12 protein-coding genes, 2 pseudogenes and 4 CRISPR repeat arrays (1 of these 18 only partly in view) are annotated in these 16,995 nt (G+C 52.1%); of the genes and pseudogenes, 7 read left to right on the top strand and 7 right to left on the bottom strand.

Annotated elements, in window-relative coordinates:
* Window positions 1–171: a CRISPR direct-repeat array (repeat unit 28 nt; unit sequence TTTCTAAGCTGCCTGTACGGCAGTGCAC); it reaches 277 nt to the left of the window's first position.
* 335 nt (window positions 172–506) lie between these two features.
* Window positions 507–842: pseudogene (locus WLO31_RS05325) on the top strand (type II toxin-antitoxin system RelE/ParE family toxin).
* A gap of 43 nt (window positions 843–885) precedes the next feature.
* Window positions 886–1,200, top strand: coding sequence for a DNA-binding protein (locus tag WLO31_RS05320; RefSeq protein ID WP_435929448.1), 315 nt, complete (start codon window positions 886–888; stop codon window positions 1,198–1,200).
* Window positions 1,201–1,229: 29 nt separating this feature from the next.
* Here the strand turns inward: WLO31_RS05320 and cas6f are convergent, their stop codons facing one another.
* The 7 genes and pseudogenes from cas6f to WLO31_RS05285 all read right to left on the bottom strand — a co-directional run bounded on the left by cas6f (window position 1,230) and on the right by WLO31_RS05285 (window position 11,875).
* Window positions 1,230–1,784: a type I-F CRISPR-associated endoribonuclease Cas6/Csy4 gene (gene cas6f / locus WLO31_RS05315; RefSeq protein ID WP_435929447.1), complete on the bottom strand. Its 555-nt coding sequence runs from the start codon at window positions 1,782–1,784 to the stop codon at window positions 1,230–1,232.
* A 10-nt stretch (window positions 1,785–1,794) separates the two neighbouring features.
* The gene (gene csy3 / locus WLO31_RS05310) at window positions 1,795–2,790 is read right to left on the bottom strand and encodes a type I-F CRISPR-associated protein Csy3 (protein ID WP_435929446.1); all 996 of its coding nucleotides are present in this window, start codon (window positions 2,788–2,790) and stop codon (window positions 1,795–1,797) included.
* A gap of 11 nt (window positions 2,791–2,801) precedes the next feature.
* Window positions 2,802–3,740, bottom strand: coding sequence for a type I-F CRISPR-associated protein Csy2 (csy2, locus tag WLO31_RS05305; protein WP_435929445.1), 939 nt, complete (start codon window positions 3,738–3,740; stop codon window positions 2,802–2,804).
* On the bottom strand, window positions 3,733–5,049 hold the full coding sequence (csy1, locus tag WLO31_RS05300; RefSeq protein WP_435929444.1) for a type I-F CRISPR-associated protein Csy1: 1,317 nt from the start codon (window positions 5,047–5,049) through the stop codon (window positions 3,733–3,735). The genes csy2 and csy1 overlap by 8 nt, the downstream gene beginning before the upstream one ends.
* A 24-nt stretch (window positions 5,050–5,073) precedes the next feature.
* Window positions 5,074–8,316 (bottom strand): type I-F CRISPR-associated helicase Cas3f, encoded by a 3,243-nt coding sequence (gene cas3f / locus WLO31_RS05295; protein ID WP_435929443.1) that lies wholly within the window; start codon window positions 8,314–8,316, stop codon window positions 5,074–5,076.
* Window positions 8,313–9,284, bottom strand: coding sequence for a type I-F CRISPR-associated endonuclease Cas1f (cas1f, locus tag WLO31_RS05290; protein WP_435930519.1), 972 nt, complete (start codon window positions 9,282–9,284; stop codon window positions 8,313–8,315). The genes cas3f and cas1f overlap by 4 nt, the downstream gene beginning before the upstream one ends.
* Before the next feature lie 250 nt (window positions 9,285–9,534).
* Window positions 9,535–10,223: a CRISPR direct-repeat array (repeat unit 28 nt; unit sequence CTTCTAAGCTGCCTGTACGGCAGTGCAC).
* A gap of 405 nt (window positions 10,224–10,628) precedes the next feature.
* Window positions 10,629–11,875 (bottom strand): annotated as a pseudogene (locus tag WLO31_RS05285) (mechanosensitive ion channel family protein).
* Between the two features lie 281 nt (window positions 11,876–12,156).
* A CRISPR array of direct repeats spans window positions 12,157–12,604; the repeat unit is 28 nt.
* Between the two features lie 520 nt (window positions 12,605–13,124).
* Here WLO31_RS05285 and yefM point away from each other — a divergent pair.
* From yefM to WLO31_RS05260, 5 genes are all read left to right on the top strand, one after another.
* Window positions 13,125–13,376, top strand: a complete 252-nt coding sequence (yefM, locus tag WLO31_RS05280) for a YoeB-YefM toxin-antitoxin system antitoxin YefM (RefSeq protein ID WP_435929442.1) — start codon at window positions 13,125–13,127, stop codon at window positions 13,374–13,376.
* Entirely contained in the window at window positions 13,373–13,627 is a 255-nt protein-coding gene (locus tag WLO31_RS05275; RefSeq protein ID WP_435929441.1) for a Txe/YoeB family addiction module toxin, read from the top strand. The genes yefM and WLO31_RS05275 overlap by 4 nt, the downstream gene beginning before the upstream one ends.
* A gap of 105 nt (window positions 13,628–13,732) precedes the next feature.
* A CRISPR array of direct repeats spans window positions 13,733–14,001; the repeat unit is 28 nt; unit sequence CTTCTAAGCTGCCTGTACGGCAGTGAAC.
* Between the two features lie 923 nt (window positions 14,002–14,924).
* On the top strand, window positions 14,925–15,344 hold the full coding sequence (locus WLO31_RS05270; RefSeq protein ID WP_435930517.1) for a (R)-mandelonitrile lyase: 420 nt from the start codon (window positions 14,925–14,927) through the stop codon (window positions 15,342–15,344).
* Window positions 15,341–16,396 carry an NAD(P)-dependent alcohol dehydrogenase gene (locus tag WLO31_RS05265; RefSeq protein ID WP_435929440.1) on the top strand — a complete coding sequence of 352 codons (1,056 nt, stop codon included), beginning with the start codon at window positions 15,341–15,343 and terminating at the stop codon, window positions 16,394–16,396. Before WLO31_RS05270 ends, WLO31_RS05265 begins: the two co-directional genes overlap by 4 nt.
* A gap of 195 nt (window positions 16,397–16,591) precedes the next feature.
* Window positions 16,592–16,960 carry a DUF2946 domain-containing protein gene (locus WLO31_RS05260; protein WP_435929439.1) on the top strand — a complete coding sequence of 123 codons (369 nt, stop codon included), beginning with the start codon at window positions 16,592–16,594 and terminating at the stop codon, window positions 16,958–16,960.
* The last annotated feature ends 35 nt before the right edge of the window (window positions 16,961–16,995 follow it).

Raw genomic sequence — 16,995 nt, 5'->3', positions numbered from 1 at the left:
GAAGCATTGCTTCACGACGCACATTTCTAAGCTGCCTGTACGGCAGTGCACATTCTGCGCCAGCGGGTTAACGAGTCGGCGCTTTTCTAAGCTGCCTGTACGGCAGTGCACTTTCAACCCAGCGTTTTATGGTTCGGTTATCATTTCTAAGCTGCCTGTACGGCAGTGCACAGGAGCTTTACACGCATAACCGTTTGATGCAATACATAAAATGTTCATTCTTTATGGGAATACCCTTTTTTCTGCCCACCGAATACAGGCTAATAAAATCAACGGGTTATATTTATCCCTCAAATTAGGGTTTTGTGAATACAACGAATTTAAACTCGTCGCGCGGGATGATTTGCCGTTTCACTCACATCTGGCATCTGTCTGGCTAAACCTCAGCATATCCACCGTCATACGCATTTTTTACAAAAAGAAGAGCCTGTCAGAGCGAGGTATTGCTTGCACACGCTGTCGCTTATATATGACAACGTGCACCCCCCAAAAGAATGGGATGTACCATGCCTGATACAGCTAAGAGATATCAGGACGCGAAAGGCAAAATACCTTACACGGACTGGATAAAAAGTTACGGAAGAAAGAGATACGGGCTGCCGCCAAAATTGACATCCGGGTAGCAAGAACCGAAGCCGGTAATTCTGGAGATCATAAGTTTGAGAGAGACGGTGTTTGGGAGTTGCGCATCGATTATGGCCCGGGCTATCGCATCTATTATGCAAATAGAAGAGGGTGAAATAATGCTTCTGCTTACAGGTGGGGATAAAACAGCACAGAATACAGATTTGGATAAAGCCGTTAAATACCTGCGGGATTATCATATGAGGTTGAAATCATAAAACTGAAACCGAATTTGAATCAGCGGTAGATCGTAATACTGCAATGATCGAAGAGCTGCGCGCCGATCCGGCGTATGCCGAAATTTACCTGCAAACAGCGCTTGATGAGATCTATGAAGATGGCGGTATTGCCGCTTTCCTCATCGCATTACGTCGCGTGATCGAAGCACGCGGCGACGTGGGGGAAATATCTAAAAAGTCGGGCATCGCAAGACAGCATATTTATAAGGCGCTATCTGAGAACGGCAACCCGACGCTGACTACCCTGACGGAATTAACGCGTGCGGCAGGCGTTCGCCTCACGCCAGGCCAGCATTCATCCCCCACCCGCAAATTGAGCTACTCCACGCGTGATTAACCGGGCGAGACTTTCACCCGGTTATCAGGTCAAAACCAGGGGATGCTGGCTCCAGCGCTAAAGCCGTAATTACTGAACCCACCGCTGCTTTGCTGTTGCTGCAGCTCCCCATGTTGAATAAACAGACGAAACGCCTGGCTGCTGGAGAGGCTTTTCATCTGAATAAACGGCAGCTTGCTGCTTTGAACCTGCATGGTGCTCAGCCGGTGCTGTGCTTCTGCTTCCGTTATCCACCCTTTGCGTACCGAGCGGCGCAGCAGGCGTTCAGGACTGCTTTTTACCTGAACGCGGGTCACCCTGCGCCAGCCTTTAATCGCTGGAACGGGCAGCACGGGCGAAGCAGCACAGTAGTCGTTTAAGCCTGCGCGCCAGCCGGTCGCCTCAAGTTCATTAAGCGCAGCTTGCTTACCATGCAAACGGAGCACGCCGCCAGGCGATCGGTCATGTTCAGGGAAACTGACGCCGATATCTCCTTTTCCCCTGCCACCCAATGCCCTGTGAAGTTTGGCAAACAGCGCCGCCATCAGCATAGACTCCTGAAACTCCGGATCCGGCAGCACCCGGATCTCCTGATAGCTGTCCATCCGTTGCTCCTTATTCAGATTTCTCGCCAAATACGCCGCCGCGGATCAATACCGCCATAACGTAATGCTGTTGCTCAACCGCAGGTTTATCGCCTTTGGTCACCCAGTTATCCAGCAGCGTGTAGAAATCCATTTTCTCTTTTGGCTGACGACAGGCGATGCCCCGGCTGGTTACCGAGCCATAGGGTTCTACCGCAATTGCTCCGAGTGATTCAACCTGCGGATGCCAGGTATCTATGGTACGCAGCGCATTGCCCACTTTCTGGGAATGCAGCGCCGCGACGGTGTTAACCTGATAAAGCACCTTGCTTTTGCTGCTGTTGCTGTCCAGCACCAGCTCCTGCGACGGGAAGACCTCCTGCCCTTCGCCTAAACGGACTAACGCTTCCACATTCAGCAGCACAAAGGTGTCGCCCTTCAGGCCATTTTCAATTTCAGCGGCAAGCTGCAAAATGTCGTTATCGCGCTGGTCAAAGTTACGCAGCGAGAAATCATGCGCATTGAATGTCCAGGTTTTGCTTCCCTTGACGGTCACCTGAATATGTTCTGCCCCCACGCGGTTACGCCATAAAAAACGCCCGTTTGCCAGATTGGTGGCATAGCGTAACGCCAGCTCGCCAAAGCCGTGTTCGCTGATATAGCCTTCAATAGTTTGCTGGAGCGCATCCTGATAGGTTTTATCATTGCAGACGGACGGCGTTGCCAGATTACCCAGCACACGCAGCGTAAAGGTCATTTTTAACGTATCGGCATCCGCCGGAAGCGCCGCCACATCCACACGCTGCAGGTTGGCCTTCTGGATTTCGGCATCCAGTTTTGCCGGGTCGCTGACCAGCGCGTTTTTGAGGCGGTTGGAAATGGTACCGCGCACCGCTTTTTCCTGAATACGCACCGGCTGCCAGCTCTCGCCCTGCCAGCTTCCGGAAAACATCACCGCGTCCGAGTTTGCCAGCTTGCGTTCAAAGGCCAGTACCGATGCGGTTTTGATAACGGAATTTTTAGCCATTTTATCGTCCCTTAAAAATCATCAAAGTTACGTGGATCTTCGTCTTCTTCCGGCTCATCTTCAGGCAGGGCCTGCCCGCGGCAGTAGTAGCCAGATTCAGTGTTGTGGTAACGCCAGAACAATTCAGTCAAATCTTTAATGCGATGCGCGCCGCGCCACTCGCCGACGCCGTAAACGGCTTCGGCAAAGCAGAACGGCGTTTCCTCATCGCGGGCGTTCGTGACGCTGCCTGCGACATAAAGCGGAGAAATGCGCTGCCAGCCCGTCATCAACGGCACCAGATAGCCGGGAAAAGGTTTAGCCTGATAATTCCAGCTCACGGTATCGTCCGGCTGTTCGCCGCCTTCGGCCGCCATTTTTAACGCCGCAAAGTCGAGCCAGGCATCGATCATTTCAGCTTCCGGCTTAAGTTTGCGAAGCTGCTGGTAATGCTCGTCAAGCAGGGATGAACGATCCAGCAGCACGAACCCCGGCATCAGGCCATACAGCAAGGGCTTAATACGGGAGGCGCTACAGACCTGCACATTGCGCAGCCCGGTAATGGTTCCGCCCGCCAGCTTTTGCGTCTGACAGAGCGTTTGCATGTGCGTTGTCAGCTCACGCAGACCAATTTCGCCGTTGGCTATCTCACCTTCACATTCCAGCAGCAGCGAAACGGTGAGGTGCATACGGCCCTCTTCGTTAAAGGACGCGGTCTTCCCTTCGCGGGTTAACGGGTTGCGGGTGAGAGCGAACTGATAATCACGTCCGGATGAGTGAGCGTGAACCTGATGGTGATGGCATATCACCGCGCAGCCCTCAAGGCGCAGACCATGCGAAGCCTGAAGCTTACGGGACAGCGCATGGGTATAGCCCAGGAAATGAGTTATAGCCGGAAAGCCCCAGGTCAGCCCGGCAACGGCGTTAGCGTTTTCTACCGTTAACCACGGCAAAATAATGACGTTACTCATGGCGATAGCTCCTCAGGGCCTGTTCCATTTCACGCAGCCGACGCTGGAAAAGCGGCCGGGTCCGCCACTCGCGCCGTTCCACCTGCCCGACAGCCATTTCAGCACGATTCAGGTGGCTGTTCAGCCACAGCGCAAAATCATCCGCCACGGCGTCCTGCCAGTCGTCTTTATCGCGTTCCGCCCGGAATACCTCATCTTTTTTCGCACGCCACGGATCGAGCCACAGCTGTTGATGCGCCTTAAGCCGGCAGTTTTCATCACGAGTCCAGCCGCCCCACTCCTCCCGCTGAATATCCGCCGCCAGGTTAAACAGCAGGTCGATAAGCTCGTCGATATAACGATCGCGCTGACGGCGAATGCGGTGATTTTTAACGCTGCCGGTACTGATAAGCAGATGAATCAGGCGGCGGCGAATCTGGCGAGTAGTACGTTCAAACGGTCCCTGCCCAAAAATCGTTTTCATCTTCACAGGCGGTTGCTGTTGGGTTTCCCAGAGCGGCGCCGCCGACGGCAACAGCCATACGCGCCCGCCGCGGCTGCTGTTTAGCGCCGAGATATTCTGCGGTTTTGTACCGCCAAAGTTCATCACCGCAAGATTCGGAAACATCACCAGCGGCTGCGGGTGCCACTCGCCATTTTTACGTGCGGCCCAGATAGCTTTGCTTTCTTCGCTAAAACGCAGCGCCACCATGCGATCGAGCAGCGCCTGCGCTAAAGATGAGGAAAACAGCGGGCTAAGCAAGTGATAGCCGCCTTCTACGGGCATATAGACCTGCTTCGCGAGCTTATGAGATGTGGGTTGTTTAGTGGTTAGCGCGCGGGAAAAACCTTCTATCCACTGCGCCAGTTGTGCATCGTTTTCCGCCAGTTCTGCCAGCGCGCTGCTATCGCCACGTTGCAGACAGGCGAGCAGTGAATCGCCGTCGGTTTCGGTTTGCAAAAGTTTGGCTACGTCCAGGGCGGCTGCGTTTCCCACGGCGTCTGCTGCTGGTTTATCCAGCGTTGCCGTGGAAAGATAACCGTCGTTTGCCGTAACCGCGCTAAAAATACTGCTGCTTTTCGAGTCGCCGTGCGTGTATTTGGCCGCATGGGTAACAAGGCTGATTTGCCCGGCGCGGTTTGCCGCATCCGTTAGCCAGGCGCAGGTTTCATAGCGCAGCTCCAGTTCGCGGCGTTCCTCCAGAAGAACGCTTTCGTCCTCTCCAGCCACCAGCCTTTTTGCTTTCGCTTTATCAAACACGTCGAGTTTGGTTTGCCGTCGCCCGGCAATATATTCCTCGATAAATGTAGTCAATCCTTTGTTTGACATAGTTTCTCCTGACGTTGCGACAAATTAAAAATCTTTGAATACACCCAGCAACGGATGCCATAGCCAGGCCTCCGTATCCCCGTCTTTAAAACGCAGGTTAATTTCCCCATAACGTTCGCTGACGTCCTTTAGTTCCATATCTCTGGCTTCTGCAACCTGCTGCATCACCTCTTGATATTCATCTGCCATCCAGGCCGACACGCCTTCCGCCATCACCATTTCCTGTCGGGTAAACTCGCCTGCCTTTTTCCAGCCCGCGACGCTACCTTCGTCACGGAATATAAATTTTGGTTCGTCGTACTCCTCTTCCATACGCAGGAAATATTGTCTTTCCTGCTGCGAGAGGCGAAACGGCTTGCGGCGCTGAAGCTCCCCGTTCCAGCTCATTGATTTGCTCCACCAGTCCGACGCTACCGCTCTGTCCTGCTTATTTTTGCCCAGCAGTTCCTGCCATGAACGCCCGTGCTCCAGAGCGACAAGGCTGTCGTAGCGTTCAATTTTTCCCGGCGGGATATCCAGAATCCGCGGTGCGGCATTGATACTGCGGTAGTGCTCCGGTTGCAGGATCTCAGTAAGGTCATGGCTGGACAGCGGAAAATCCACCGTTTCAAATCCTGGTTTGCACATGGCGGGAGCTTTATGGCAATAACCACGAATATTTCTGTTCAGAATCGCCAGATTGACGCTTTCAGGGATGTTTTGCCGATGACGTTGTATACGCCCGGCGAACTGAATCAGCGAACGCATCGAACTGGGCTCGATTATTCCCCAGTCGGCGTCCCAGTCCCTGCCTACCTCCACAACGGAGGTTGCCAGCACGACAAACAGGTGATGCCGGGCGGAACTTTGCTCAATCGCCCGGCGAATCTCCGGCTGCTGCCAGATTGTATTCGGATCATGACGGGAGAAGGCTTTATCAAGACGCTTTTCCATATGGGAACGCATCACCAGCGGATGCTGGCTGTGATAAATACAATAGTGAACGCAGTAATCTTCGGGCGATGGCATTTCCATCAACGCTTTCGCCGTGGCGACCAGCGGATTGATATTCGCCATGCGCACCAGCCCCAGCGACAGGGTTTTACCGCCGCGGCTCTCGTTATGCTTATCGTGCAGGGCGAACATCTCGCGGTAAAAAGCCTGCGCCACTGCGGCTATAACGGCGTCAGTGCGGGAAGAGACAGGTGAAACATTGATGATATCCGCCTTACGCAGCACGGGTTTTTCCGGCAGCCGTTTTGCGCGCCGCGTCGCAAACTCGCAGTGCGCTTTATAAAAATCGGTGGGGTTACTGAACGCCCCCGGACGGGAATCATCTTCATCAAACCAGGCGCAGCAGACGTTCAGCGGCTGGCCCGGTTCGCCGCAGGCCTGTTGATAAGCCTTTCGCCCGGTGCAGTACGCCATAAATAGCGCCTGGACCAGCGCCGGAGGTAGCGTGGCGGAAGAGAGCAACACCCGGCCGCCGAGCATCCCCGTCCAGTTAACCAGGCGGCAGAGCGCATGCTGATCGTTAATATCGAAATCATCCGGCTCATCAAGGACCAGATCGCTGGTCAGCAGGCGCAGCATCGGCGCTATCTGTTTGCCGCCGCGCACGCCTTCGGTGGCGGGCATCAGATGGTCGATTGTGGCCACCAGCACCGGCGCATCCACCAGCTGCCGCAGCTTTGTGTCCTTCTCCAGCCACTGGCGCAGCGGCCCGGTATTGGTGACGCCGTCATAGTGTACATACTGGTGCGACTCGAACAGTTCCTCTGCAGAAACGCTGCTCGTGTCCGGCTCATTCTCCCTTTGATGCAGCTCCCGCACGGCACGGGAACCAATCAGCACGGCGAGATCGTCCTCACCCAGCCCTAGCCGCGAACGGAGCGCATCGCCGGTTTGCAACGTGAGCGTGCGCAGCCCCAGCGCCACGGTAAAACGGCAACCTTCTTCCTCTTGCGACAGAGCATACATAATGCGCGCGTTGGCCAGCGTTTTTCCGCAGCCGGTAGAGGCCATATTTATGCCGAAGAAGCCCTGTTTCCGGGAGCCTTCACGCAGACCTTCGGCTACGTCCCAGGCCCGGTTCTGCCAGCGAAATCGCTCATCCCTCGCCCGTTCACGAAAGCCTTTATGACGAGTGATAGCGGGCAACTGGCCGCGAAGCCCGGGGAAAGTACGTCCAAGTAAAAAAGCGTGATGACTGACGCCGACCGAATGCTCATCCAGCTTTTGTTTCAGCTTGCCGGTTTTACGATCGGTATTCGCCCAGGCGCAATAGCTTTTATCCTGCCAGCCCATAACGGGGTCGTGAGCAGAATAATGGTGATCGGCAAGCATCAAAGCCAGGCGGGCAAGATGTACGGTAAACGTTTGGTTTAGCGCGCCAAAATCCTGCAACGACACGGCATGCACTGCGCACTTCGCCAGCTGCTGCGCCTTTTTACGCCAGCTGCCGCTTTGCAGCGGCGTTCCATTGGGGAAGGTCCAGACCCGCTGAAAATCGCTGTCTCGCCAGTCGCTAAGGTGGTTTAACGCATTCCAGTACACGTTGAGCTGGGCGGTGAGCCAGGTCTCGCTACCGGAAAGCGACGGCTCATTCTTTGCCAGGAACTGCGGCAGGCGATGATGCGAAAGAATCAACCACGCCACGACCTGCGCCAGCGGCGGCATGTCGATAAACGGGCTATTGCTCCACTCTTTATTATCCCGGTGCAGACGCTCCAGCCAGGCAGCTTCTTCATCGCCCGTCAGCGCGCCGAGTTTTTCCAGCCATTCTTTGTCGGACTGCTCGCCGATAAACGCCTGAAACAAACGCACGGAGAGCCACTCATGGCGAAACGGCTGGTAGCGATGCGTGCATTTTTCGCCCAGCAGATTGTCCTGAAACAGCGCCCCTGCTTTACCAAAATCGTGAAACAGCCCTGCGATACCTGCCAGCAGCGCAACGCTTTCCGTACTTCGCCAGGCTGTCTCACGTTGGCTGCGCAGAATATCGCGCGTGGTTCTGTTGGTTGGCACAGCGCCCGTCACGCTAAATCGTCGTTGATTCCCTACAATCCACAGTAAATCTGTTTGCCCGCCTTTTTTGATCCAGTGACAGGCCACCGCCGTGTTACGCCTTGCGGTTTTACGCAGCAGCCGTCGGAGGGTTTCAAGTCCTTCAAAAGTAATCGCCGTTTGCCAGCTTGCATCACCTTTACGTTCGGCAAACTGGTCGAGAATACGGCAGGTTTCTACGCGGGCGTTTTTGCTGCACTGAGAGATAAGCAAAATATTCATGCGAGCTGCTGCCCGTATCGCGAGGCGGTGGTATGTAACGAGGTTATTAATAAATCCAGCGCTTCCGATTGCTGAAAACCGGCAATACAGCGCTGGCGAAACGCCTGTTCTTCTTCGCCTTCCATCGCGGCAATAAAAGCCTGGGGCAACACCAGCGCATCTTTAATAAGATCGGCAAGATCGAATACCAGTCCGCCCCGGCGGGTTTTACCGTGGAGAACGGCCAGCCCCTGGGGAATGCCGGTCACCCACGTGGCGACGGCTGCAAGCCCATAAGCCAGATAGTTGCCGTGATCCAAAAATCGGTTGGCGGTATCCGCTCCGCCGCCCCGCTTAGCACGCGTGAATTCGCCGTACTGCACGGCCTGGCTGGCAAACTTATAGAGGGTTTTAGTCAGTTGCGCTTCCTGCAACATAAGCGCATTTTGCGAATCCGCCGCGTCGATTCCTGTACGAAAGCGCGTAAGTTTGTCCATAAGCAGGGAGGATGAAAGCTGAAAACGATTTTCGCGCTGCATTCTGGCGTTCAGCCAGTGGCGCTCAATTTGTTCGATACGAATTTGTTGGAAAGCTTTGGCGGCAGCCAGGCGTTTTTCTTCATCGAACCAGAATGACACCCAGCTCTGCAGATATTCAGTAGGACGATATTCACTTTGCGGCGTGATCCATGAAACCTCAATATCCATTTCGTTGCCGGAATAAAGCGGCGTGCCGCCGCCACCGCAAAACCCAACTACTACCCCGGCCCGGGCAAATTCACGCATCGCAGCCTGCGTCACCGAAGTACCGGTTCCCAACATCACTACGGTGATATTTGCGACAGGGATATTCCAGTAAAGGGATTCTTTGCCTTCGTCGGTAACATATTCCACCCGCCCGCCGTTAACCAGCACGCGGCAATATTGCAGATAATAAATATTGGCGCGCTTTGAATGCAGAATGGTTTTTAAATCTGAAGGCATAAGCATAACGGGAATATCCTTAAGGGGCGTAACGTCCGGTTTTTTCATACTATCCCCGGCCTCCACTGGCTAAGTCATTAGCTTAACCCCTGCATGTGAGCTATCTCACAAAAAAACGCATAATTTTGAAGCTTAACAAATGGTTATTATTTTTATTACGTAGAGAGGGCTGGTTGGGAAAACCTGGTGAGGTTTTATTTTTGGCTGCCTGTGCGGCAATAGACTTTTTCAGCGACGAAGCTATCGAGAAACGGGACTTCTAAGCTGCCTGTACGGCAGTGCACGAAAACAATGAACTGCCGTTCGGCGGGTTTCCTCTTCTAAGCTACCTGTACGGCAGTGCACGGGTTATATCTCACTCACGACGAAGTGATATCCTTCTAAGCTGCCTGTACGGCAGTGCACTGTGCGGTGAAGATTTTGCAGCCAGTCTGCGCCTTCTAAGCTGCCTGTACGGCAGTGCACCCTGGCAGCCCGAACCACCGGCTGCGGACGATCTTCTAAGCTGCCTGTACGGCAGTGCACTGCTTGCGGCTGAAAATGCCTTTTACTTTATCCTTCTAAGCTGCCTGTACGGCAGTGCACGCATCATTGCGGCTCTGAACGTAGACGTTGCACTTCTAAGCTGCCTGTACGGCAGTGCACAAAAGCTACTTTTCATCTATCCCCGGGGGAATCTTCTAAGCTGCCTGTACGGCAGTGCACCCCCACTTTTCCTGTGCCGGCTGCGGTCATTCCTTCTAAGCTGCCTGTACGGCAGTGCACCGGACGGCTAACCTCTTCTTTGAACTCGTCCACTTCTAAGCTGCCTGTACGGCAGTGCACATTTCTCATATCTCCGGTGTAGCCATGTGCTACTTCTAAGCTGCCTGTACGGCAGTGCACGCTTCTCTGGTTTCGGCCAGCAGTTCGTCGTACTTCTAAGCTGCCTGTACGGCAGTGCACAGAAGCTTTACACCTATAAGCGATTGATGCAAGACGTAAAATATTCGTTTTTCCCGCAAACACCCTTTTTCTGGCGCTTAAAATGAAGTCAATAAAATCAAACAGTTAATTGCATACTCAAAATTAGGGTTTCACCGACAGGCCGGGCATGGACGTTGAACACGTTAGCTATAAAGCTTTCTGAGCTACCGGTATAACAGCGAAACTTTTTATTTACCTGACGATAAATAAAGACCTATAAATTTATACTAAATAGCGTCCGGTTTTTAAACACCCTTATAATGGCTGGTTAATTATACCAGGAGCAAAAACCAAAAATAAGCATTCCGCTAATAAAAAGCAATTTATTAAAAGCTCGCCTGAATGAATTATCACGCAGGCGAGCTTTTATTTCACATCAAAAACTCAGCGGCTGAACTGCAACCCTATCGAACGAATATCGTTTCCTGTCGGAGACTGATGGAGCCGCAGGCCAAACTCACCGATAACGGCAAAATATGTTCAAAGATATCCGCCTGGATTGCCTCGTATTCCAGCCATACAACGGTATTAGTAAAAGCGTAAACCTCAAGTGGAAGCCCTTCCGCACCCGGCGCGAGCTGACGCACCATCAGCGTCATATCCTTGCGAATGCGCGGATGATTTTGCAAATACTCTGTTAAATAAACCCTGAACGTACCAACATTAGTCATGCAACGACCATTAAGCACCGACACGCTATCGCTGTTATGCATGCGATTATATTCTTCAATTTCCTTGCTGCGGGAATCCATATATGGCTGCAGCAGCTTGGCGTTAATCAGGCGCTGCTGCTCTTCCGGCGACAGAAAATGAATGCTGGTGGTATCAATATTGATGCTGCGCTTGATGCGGCGGCCGCCAGACTGCGACATTCCGCTCCAGTTTTTGAACGCGTCAGAAACCAGCGCATAGGTAGGTATGGTGGTAATGGTGTTATCCCAGTTACGCACTTTCACCGTAGTCAGGCCAATGTCCGTTACCGCGCCGTCGGCGCCAAACTTCGGCATCTCAAGCCAGTCGCCGAGCTTTAACATACGGTTAGCAGAAAGCTGGATGCCGGCGACAAGGCCAAGAATCGGATCTTTAAATACCAGCATAAGTACCGCAGCCATCGCGCCAAGGCCGCTGATGAGAATAGTCGGTGACTGGCCGATGATGCGGGAGATCATCATAATACCAATCACAATCGCGCTGATTAATTTGATACCCTGGAAAATGCCTTTCAAAGGGATATTAGAGGCGAAGGTAAGCTTCTGCGAAAGGTTATAGACAACGTCGAGCAGTGAAAATAAAGATAATAGCGAATAGAGCATGATCCAAAGCTGCGCGCCAATAATCAGAATTGTGCTGACGTCGGTGCCTTTTTGAAGCCACAATACCGCCTGAATATTGACGATAATCCCTTGCAGCGTTAAAGCAAGCCTTTGAAAAAGCTTATTCTCGGTGATAATTTGCAGCCACAGATGCTGACTGGACTTCGCCCGTTTTTCAAACGTGCGCAGCACAATACCGTGCAGAATAAAATGTACGACAAGTGAAAATATAAAAATAACGCTTAAAATGATAATCAGCGAAGTCGTCTGGTTAATGACAATCCCGAAACCATTCAAAAATGAGCCCAACTCTTTCATGCAATCTCCTTTTAATCAGGACATATAATGCCGTGTCAGAGAGCGGGCTGCAACTTTAGGCATAAGCGCAAATATCTTAAAAATATTTTACAATATGATTGATTGACAATCAGTTAACGATAAATTTCCTTGTCAACTTTTGGGCATTATTCTTCTGCGAGAAAAGCTACCAAGCTCGGTTTTGCTTTAAGCTGGCATAAATTCTTCAAAGTAAATGAGCATCTTTAGACTGCCTGTCCGGCAGTGAACCCTGGTTAAACCGCAAGGCCTGTCGCCGGAGCTTTCTAAGCTGCCTGTACGGCAGTTAACTCAACACCACGAAGTTCATTCTGAATGATAACTTTCTAAGCTGCCTGTACGGCAGTGAACAGCTGGCTGAAGCTAAGCAGGCCGTTCTGCTGTTTCTAAGCTGCCTGTACGGCAGTGAACTGGTAGTTGATAGTTCTCGCAACGCCGAGCATTTTCTAAGCTGCCTGTACGGCAGTGAACTGTCTTTGGTTCATTGGTTTCCAGCGTGCTTTTTTCTAAGCTGCCTGTACGGCAGTGAACACATTAATCTGATCCAGTGCCTTTAATATTGTTTTCTAAGCTGTCTGTACGGCAGTGAACAACAAGCAATTCTTACTGCACAGCAGTCTCTTTTTCTAAGCTGCCTGTACGGCAGTGAACTACCCACCAGCAGAAAGTCGCTACGCCGAAACTTTCTAAGCTGCCTGTACGGCAGTGAACAGGAACAATACCGAGGTAACTCGCTGATTGGAAGCACTAAAGCTTAGATTTCGTGTAAAAACCCTTTTTTATTTATCTTTTAAAAAACTTATTAAAAACAAATAATTATAAGCATAGCAAAATAAAGGGTCTGAATAAGGGGCTCGGTTTTTTATAATCTTTGCATCAAATAAATATTTTTTGAGAGAAGCTTTCACATTATTAAAAGTGATATTTGGCCGGTCACAGGAGTATGAAATATGATCTTCCCGCACCTGCAAAATCAGTTGTCAGGATTGGCGGCCTGCTAACTCACCTTAAATCTTACCGTTCTTGATGCATTGGGATATGCTCTCATGCCTCTGAAGAATGGTGGCTCAGCCAGAGGAGCTGTCAAGTAATTCTATCTATCCCTTTATTTCTTCCTGCCGGCTTAGACCCGGTTCGGCAATTCACCGTCCCGCCAAGTGAAAGTGCCGCCTGATGCTGGTTAAAGATGCAGCATCATTGTACAATGACCGGTACATTAAAGGAGATGACAATGCGCACTATCAGCTACAGTGAAGCCCGCCAAAATTTATCGGCGACAATGATGAAAACAGTTGAGGATCACGCCCCCATATTGATCACACGTCAGAATGGTGAGTCCTGCGTCCTCATGTCTCTTGAAGAATATAATTCTCTGGAAGAAACGGCATATCTGCTGCGTTCTCCGGCCAATGCCAAAAGGCTCATGAGCTCCATTGAAAACCTCAAAGCAGGAAATGGGAAGGAAAAGGACATCATTGAGTGAAACTCACCTGGTCTGAGGAAGCATGGGAGGATTATCTGTACTGGCAAGATACAGATAAAAGACTGATTAAGAAGATCAACCAATTAATTAAAGATATAAGCAGAACGCCCTTCGAAGGGAAAGGAAAACCGGAGCCGCTAAAACATAACCTTTCCGGTTTCTGGTCCCGGCGTATTACTGAAGAGCACCGGCTGGTTTATACCGTTGCTGACGATGCTATTTTAATTGCTGCCTGCCGTTATCACTATTAAGGTTTAGCCCGAAATCAAGGCTCAATGCGGGCAGCGTTTTTATAGTTATCCTGACTGCCTGTACGGCAGTGAACAGCCCCCTTCGGCTCCCCGTCCGTTCCGGCCGCTTCTAAGCTGCCTGTACGGCAGTGAACCGCGAAGCTGCACTGACTACCGCTGATTGCATCTTCTAAGTTGCCTGTACGGCAGTGAACCCTCAGCACACAAGAGAGCTGGAGCGCTGGATCTTCTAAGCTGCCTGTACGGCAGTGAACAAGATTTCCAGATTGAGCTCTTCAATCGTAAACTTCTAAGCTGCCTGTACGGCAGTGAACTCGGTCAGTTTGATGATATCAGCGCGATACATCTTCTAAGCTGCCTGTACGGCAGTGAACAGGAACAATATACCGATAACCTGCTGATTAACAACGCCGGAATCTTATTTACACGTTTGAATCCCTAATTTTCACTAGTCCTGTTCGGCCATTAAAAATCAAATAGTTAGCAGCTTCGTTAAAATTAGGGTTTGATGAGACTCACTTGAGTTTTGCATCTTTTACATTTCAGAAAAATATTTTGCGAGACGCTTTCATGAAATAGAAAGCGTCAGTTGCTGGGCGTCAATGCGGCAAATTATTATTCTGTCACGCCTGCAAAATCAGGTGCTAGGGTTAAATTGAACCGTTGATTGTAGAAACAGGGCTCGTCAATCCACAGCCCTATTGTCGGCAAGATGCTGCAATGCTGCGGCAGCATTGCAAAGCACTAAATACGGTATTTCTGCATGCATCCCAGCCTCAGCTAACGTTAAAAGCGCTCGCGGGTTGTTATTCGATCTCACCGACTATACGGCGGGTGATCTACATGCTTCACGCTTTGCCCGTAGAAAGCTGTTTCACGGGGCGATTAACTCGCAATATAAGCTGCGAATAGCTCTGATTTTATCCGCCTTGCACGCCACAAGCACTCTGTCTCCTGCACCGCAGCGCCTCTGCCAGTAAGAAAAGTGCCGTCGTAAATATAGTTACTTCATTCGCGATCGAAGGGGGACTGGTGAAACACGTAACAACCACAACATCAGAGTAACTCTGCAGGCGCCGGGCCTTATCGCTACGCGATCGCAGCATCGTTTCCGGGACTTATTTCCTATACTTCAGAGGTGTTGATCCACATTTTGTGGTTACGTCCAGCCCTGACGCCGCGCAAACGCGGGCCGTTCAGGGAACGAAACGAGGAAATTACTGGCAGCCTCAGCCGTTGTGTTGTCATGTTTACCCCGGCAGCGTATGCCGAAATGGAGGACAAAGTGGAAGATAAATTGAAAATTACCCCAGCGGGCTCTCAGCCTTCTCAGACCGGTCCGGAAAACTACTTTACCGGTCGGGTGCGCATTGATGCGCCTTTCCAGACGCCAGCGCCTGCTCGCGTTGGCGGCGCCGCTATCACCTTTGAACCGGGCGCACGCACGGCCTGGCATATTCATCCCCTTGGCCAGACGCTGATCGTTACTCAGGGGCACGGCTGGCTGCAGGAATGGGGCCACCCTATAAAAGAGATAAACCAGGGGGATATTGTCTGGATCCCGGAAGATGTTAAGCACTGGCATGGCGCTACGCCTGACAACGCTATGACCCATATCGCTATTGCGGAATCCCTGAACGGCAGCCCGGTCGAGTGGATGGAGCACGTCAGCGACGATCAATATAATAATGAACGAGTCATGCAGGAGAAATCATGACGATGAAGGTTCTCGGTTACGCGGCGCAAAGCGCCCAAGTTCCGCTGGCCCCGTTTGAGTTTATGCGCCGCGATCCGCGTCCGGATGATGTGGTGCTGGAGGTAATGTACTGCGGCGTATGCCACTCCGATCTTCATCAGGCGCGTAACGACTGGGGATTCAGCACTTATCCGCTGGTGCCGGGCCACGAAGTTATCGGACGCGTTGCGTCAGTTGGCAGCAGCGTCACCAGATTCAAACCGGGCGACTACGCCGGGATCGGCTGTATGGTGGATTCCTGTCGCGTTTGCCGTCCGTGCAAAGAGGGGCTGGAGCAGTATTGCGAAGAAGGCAACGTGCAGACCTACAACGGCGTTGACCGGCACGACCGCCAGCCAACCTACGGCGGCTATTCTCAGGCGATTGTGGCTGCTGAAGATTTTGTGCTGAAAATGCCGGACGGGCTGGATCTTAAAGGCGCCGCGCCTCTGCTTTGTGCCGGTATCACTACCTGGTCGCCCCTGCGCCACTGGAACGTCGGCAAGGGCAGCAAAGTTGCCGTTATCGGGCTCGGCGGATTAGGTCATATGGCGCTGAAACTGGCGAATGCGCTGGGTGCGGAGGTTACGCTGTTCACCCGTTCGGCCAGCAAAGAAGCAGATGCCCGTCGTTTAGGCGCGCATAATATCGTGTTATCTACCGACAACGCGCAGATGGCAAGCGTGCGGAATCAGTTTGACCTGATTATCGATACGGTTCCGTATGTTCACGATATCAACCCCTACATGCCAACCCTGACGCTGGACGGCACGCTGGTTTATGTCGGGCTGCTGGGCGAGATAGACCCGCCGGCCAGCACGCTGCCGTTGATTACGGGCCGCCGTTCGGTGTCCGGCTCCGCGATTGGCGGTATCAAAGAAACTCAGGAGATGCTGGATTTCTGCGCCAGGCACGGCATCGTGTCCGATATCGAAATGATTGACATTAAGCAGATTAACGAGGCCTACGAGCGCCTGTTAAAAAGCGATGTGAAGTACCGATTTGTTATTGATATGGCAACGCTTAAGGCCTGACGGCTGATAAAGGCGCGGGCTTATTCCTTTCCGTGAGGAGAGGAATGACCCGTTACGCATTACTTTTAACAATTCATTTCCACCAGGGTACAATCGGGCAACAGTTCATACATACGGCGGACAGTCCGATTGTTCTCGCTTTTCTCCTTTTCTCGCCATAAATGGCCTCCGGCAATCGCGATCCTGGCGATGCTGATGCTTTTTATCGCCCCGGTGATTTCAAAATCACTGGAGCACAGGCGTGCGGCGGAGATAAGCAATCACGCTGAACACCACATGATGGCCCACTCCGGCGGCATGATGATGGAGATGGGCCCGATGGAAATGCCCATCGCTTCCCATTTGCTGCCGGGCGCGGGCGCGTCACTGATGGATGATATCGCCTGCGGATACTGCCAGCTTTTGCTGCATGTGCCCCTTATCGTCTGGCTGTTTATTCCCTTCATCTGGCTGGCGTGGCTTATTACCCGCGCCCCGCCGCCTGCGGTTATCGCCCCGCTGCTGGCGCAGCATAACGACGCCGCAGCCCTGCCACGCGCGCCTCCTGTCATTCTGTTTCGTTAAAACACTTCCACATTTAACGTAATGGCTATGCCACA

This window comes from Dryocola sharpae (genome assembly GCF_051307055.1).
In the GTDB taxonomy this organism is placed as follows: Bacteria; Pseudomonadota; Gammaproteobacteria; order Enterobacterales; family Enterobacteriaceae; genus Dryocola.
The sequence above is the reverse complement of the archived record's forward strand: the minus strand, read 5'-3'. Positions and strand labels throughout refer to the sequence as shown.

Excerpts from the sequence above, each read along its gene's own strand:
- csy2 (WP_435929445.1), bottom strand. The coding sequence starts at position 3,740 with ATGAGTAACGTCATTATTTTGCCGTGGTTAACGGTAGAAAACGCTAAC.
- WLO31_RS05320 (WP_435929448.1), top strand. The coding sequence starts at position 886 with ATGATCGAAGAGCTGCGCGCCGATCCGGCGTATGCCGAAATTTACCTG.
- WLO31_RS05260 (WP_435929439.1), top strand. The coding sequence starts at position 16,592 with ATGCTTTTTATCGCCCCGGTGATTTCAAAATCACTGGAGCACAGGCGT.
- cas1f (WP_435930519.1), bottom strand. The coding sequence starts at position 9,284 with ATGCTTATGCCTTCAGATTTAAAAACCATTCTGCATTCAAAGCGCGCC.
- cas3f (WP_435929443.1), bottom strand. The coding sequence starts at position 8,316 with ATGAATATTTTGCTTATCTCTCAGTGCAGCAAAAACGCCCGCGTAGAA.
- yefM (WP_435929442.1), top strand. The coding sequence starts at position 13,125 with ATGCGCACTATCAGCTACAGTGAAGCCCGCCAAAATTTATCGGCGACA.
- csy3 (WP_435929446.1), bottom strand. The coding sequence starts at position 2,790 with ATGGCTAAAAATTCCGTTATCAAAACCGCATCGGTACTGGCCTTTGAA.
- cas6f (WP_435929447.1), bottom strand. The coding sequence starts at position 1,784 with ATGGACAGCTATCAGGAGATCCGGGTGCTGCCGGATCCGGAGTTTCAG.
- csy1 (WP_435929444.1), bottom strand. The coding sequence starts at position 5,049 with ATGTCAAACAAAGGATTGACTACATTTATCGAGGAATATATTGCCGGG.
- WLO31_RS05265 (WP_435929440.1), top strand. The coding sequence starts at position 15,341 with ATGACGATGAAGGTTCTCGGTTACGCGGCGCAAAGCGCCCAAGTTCCG.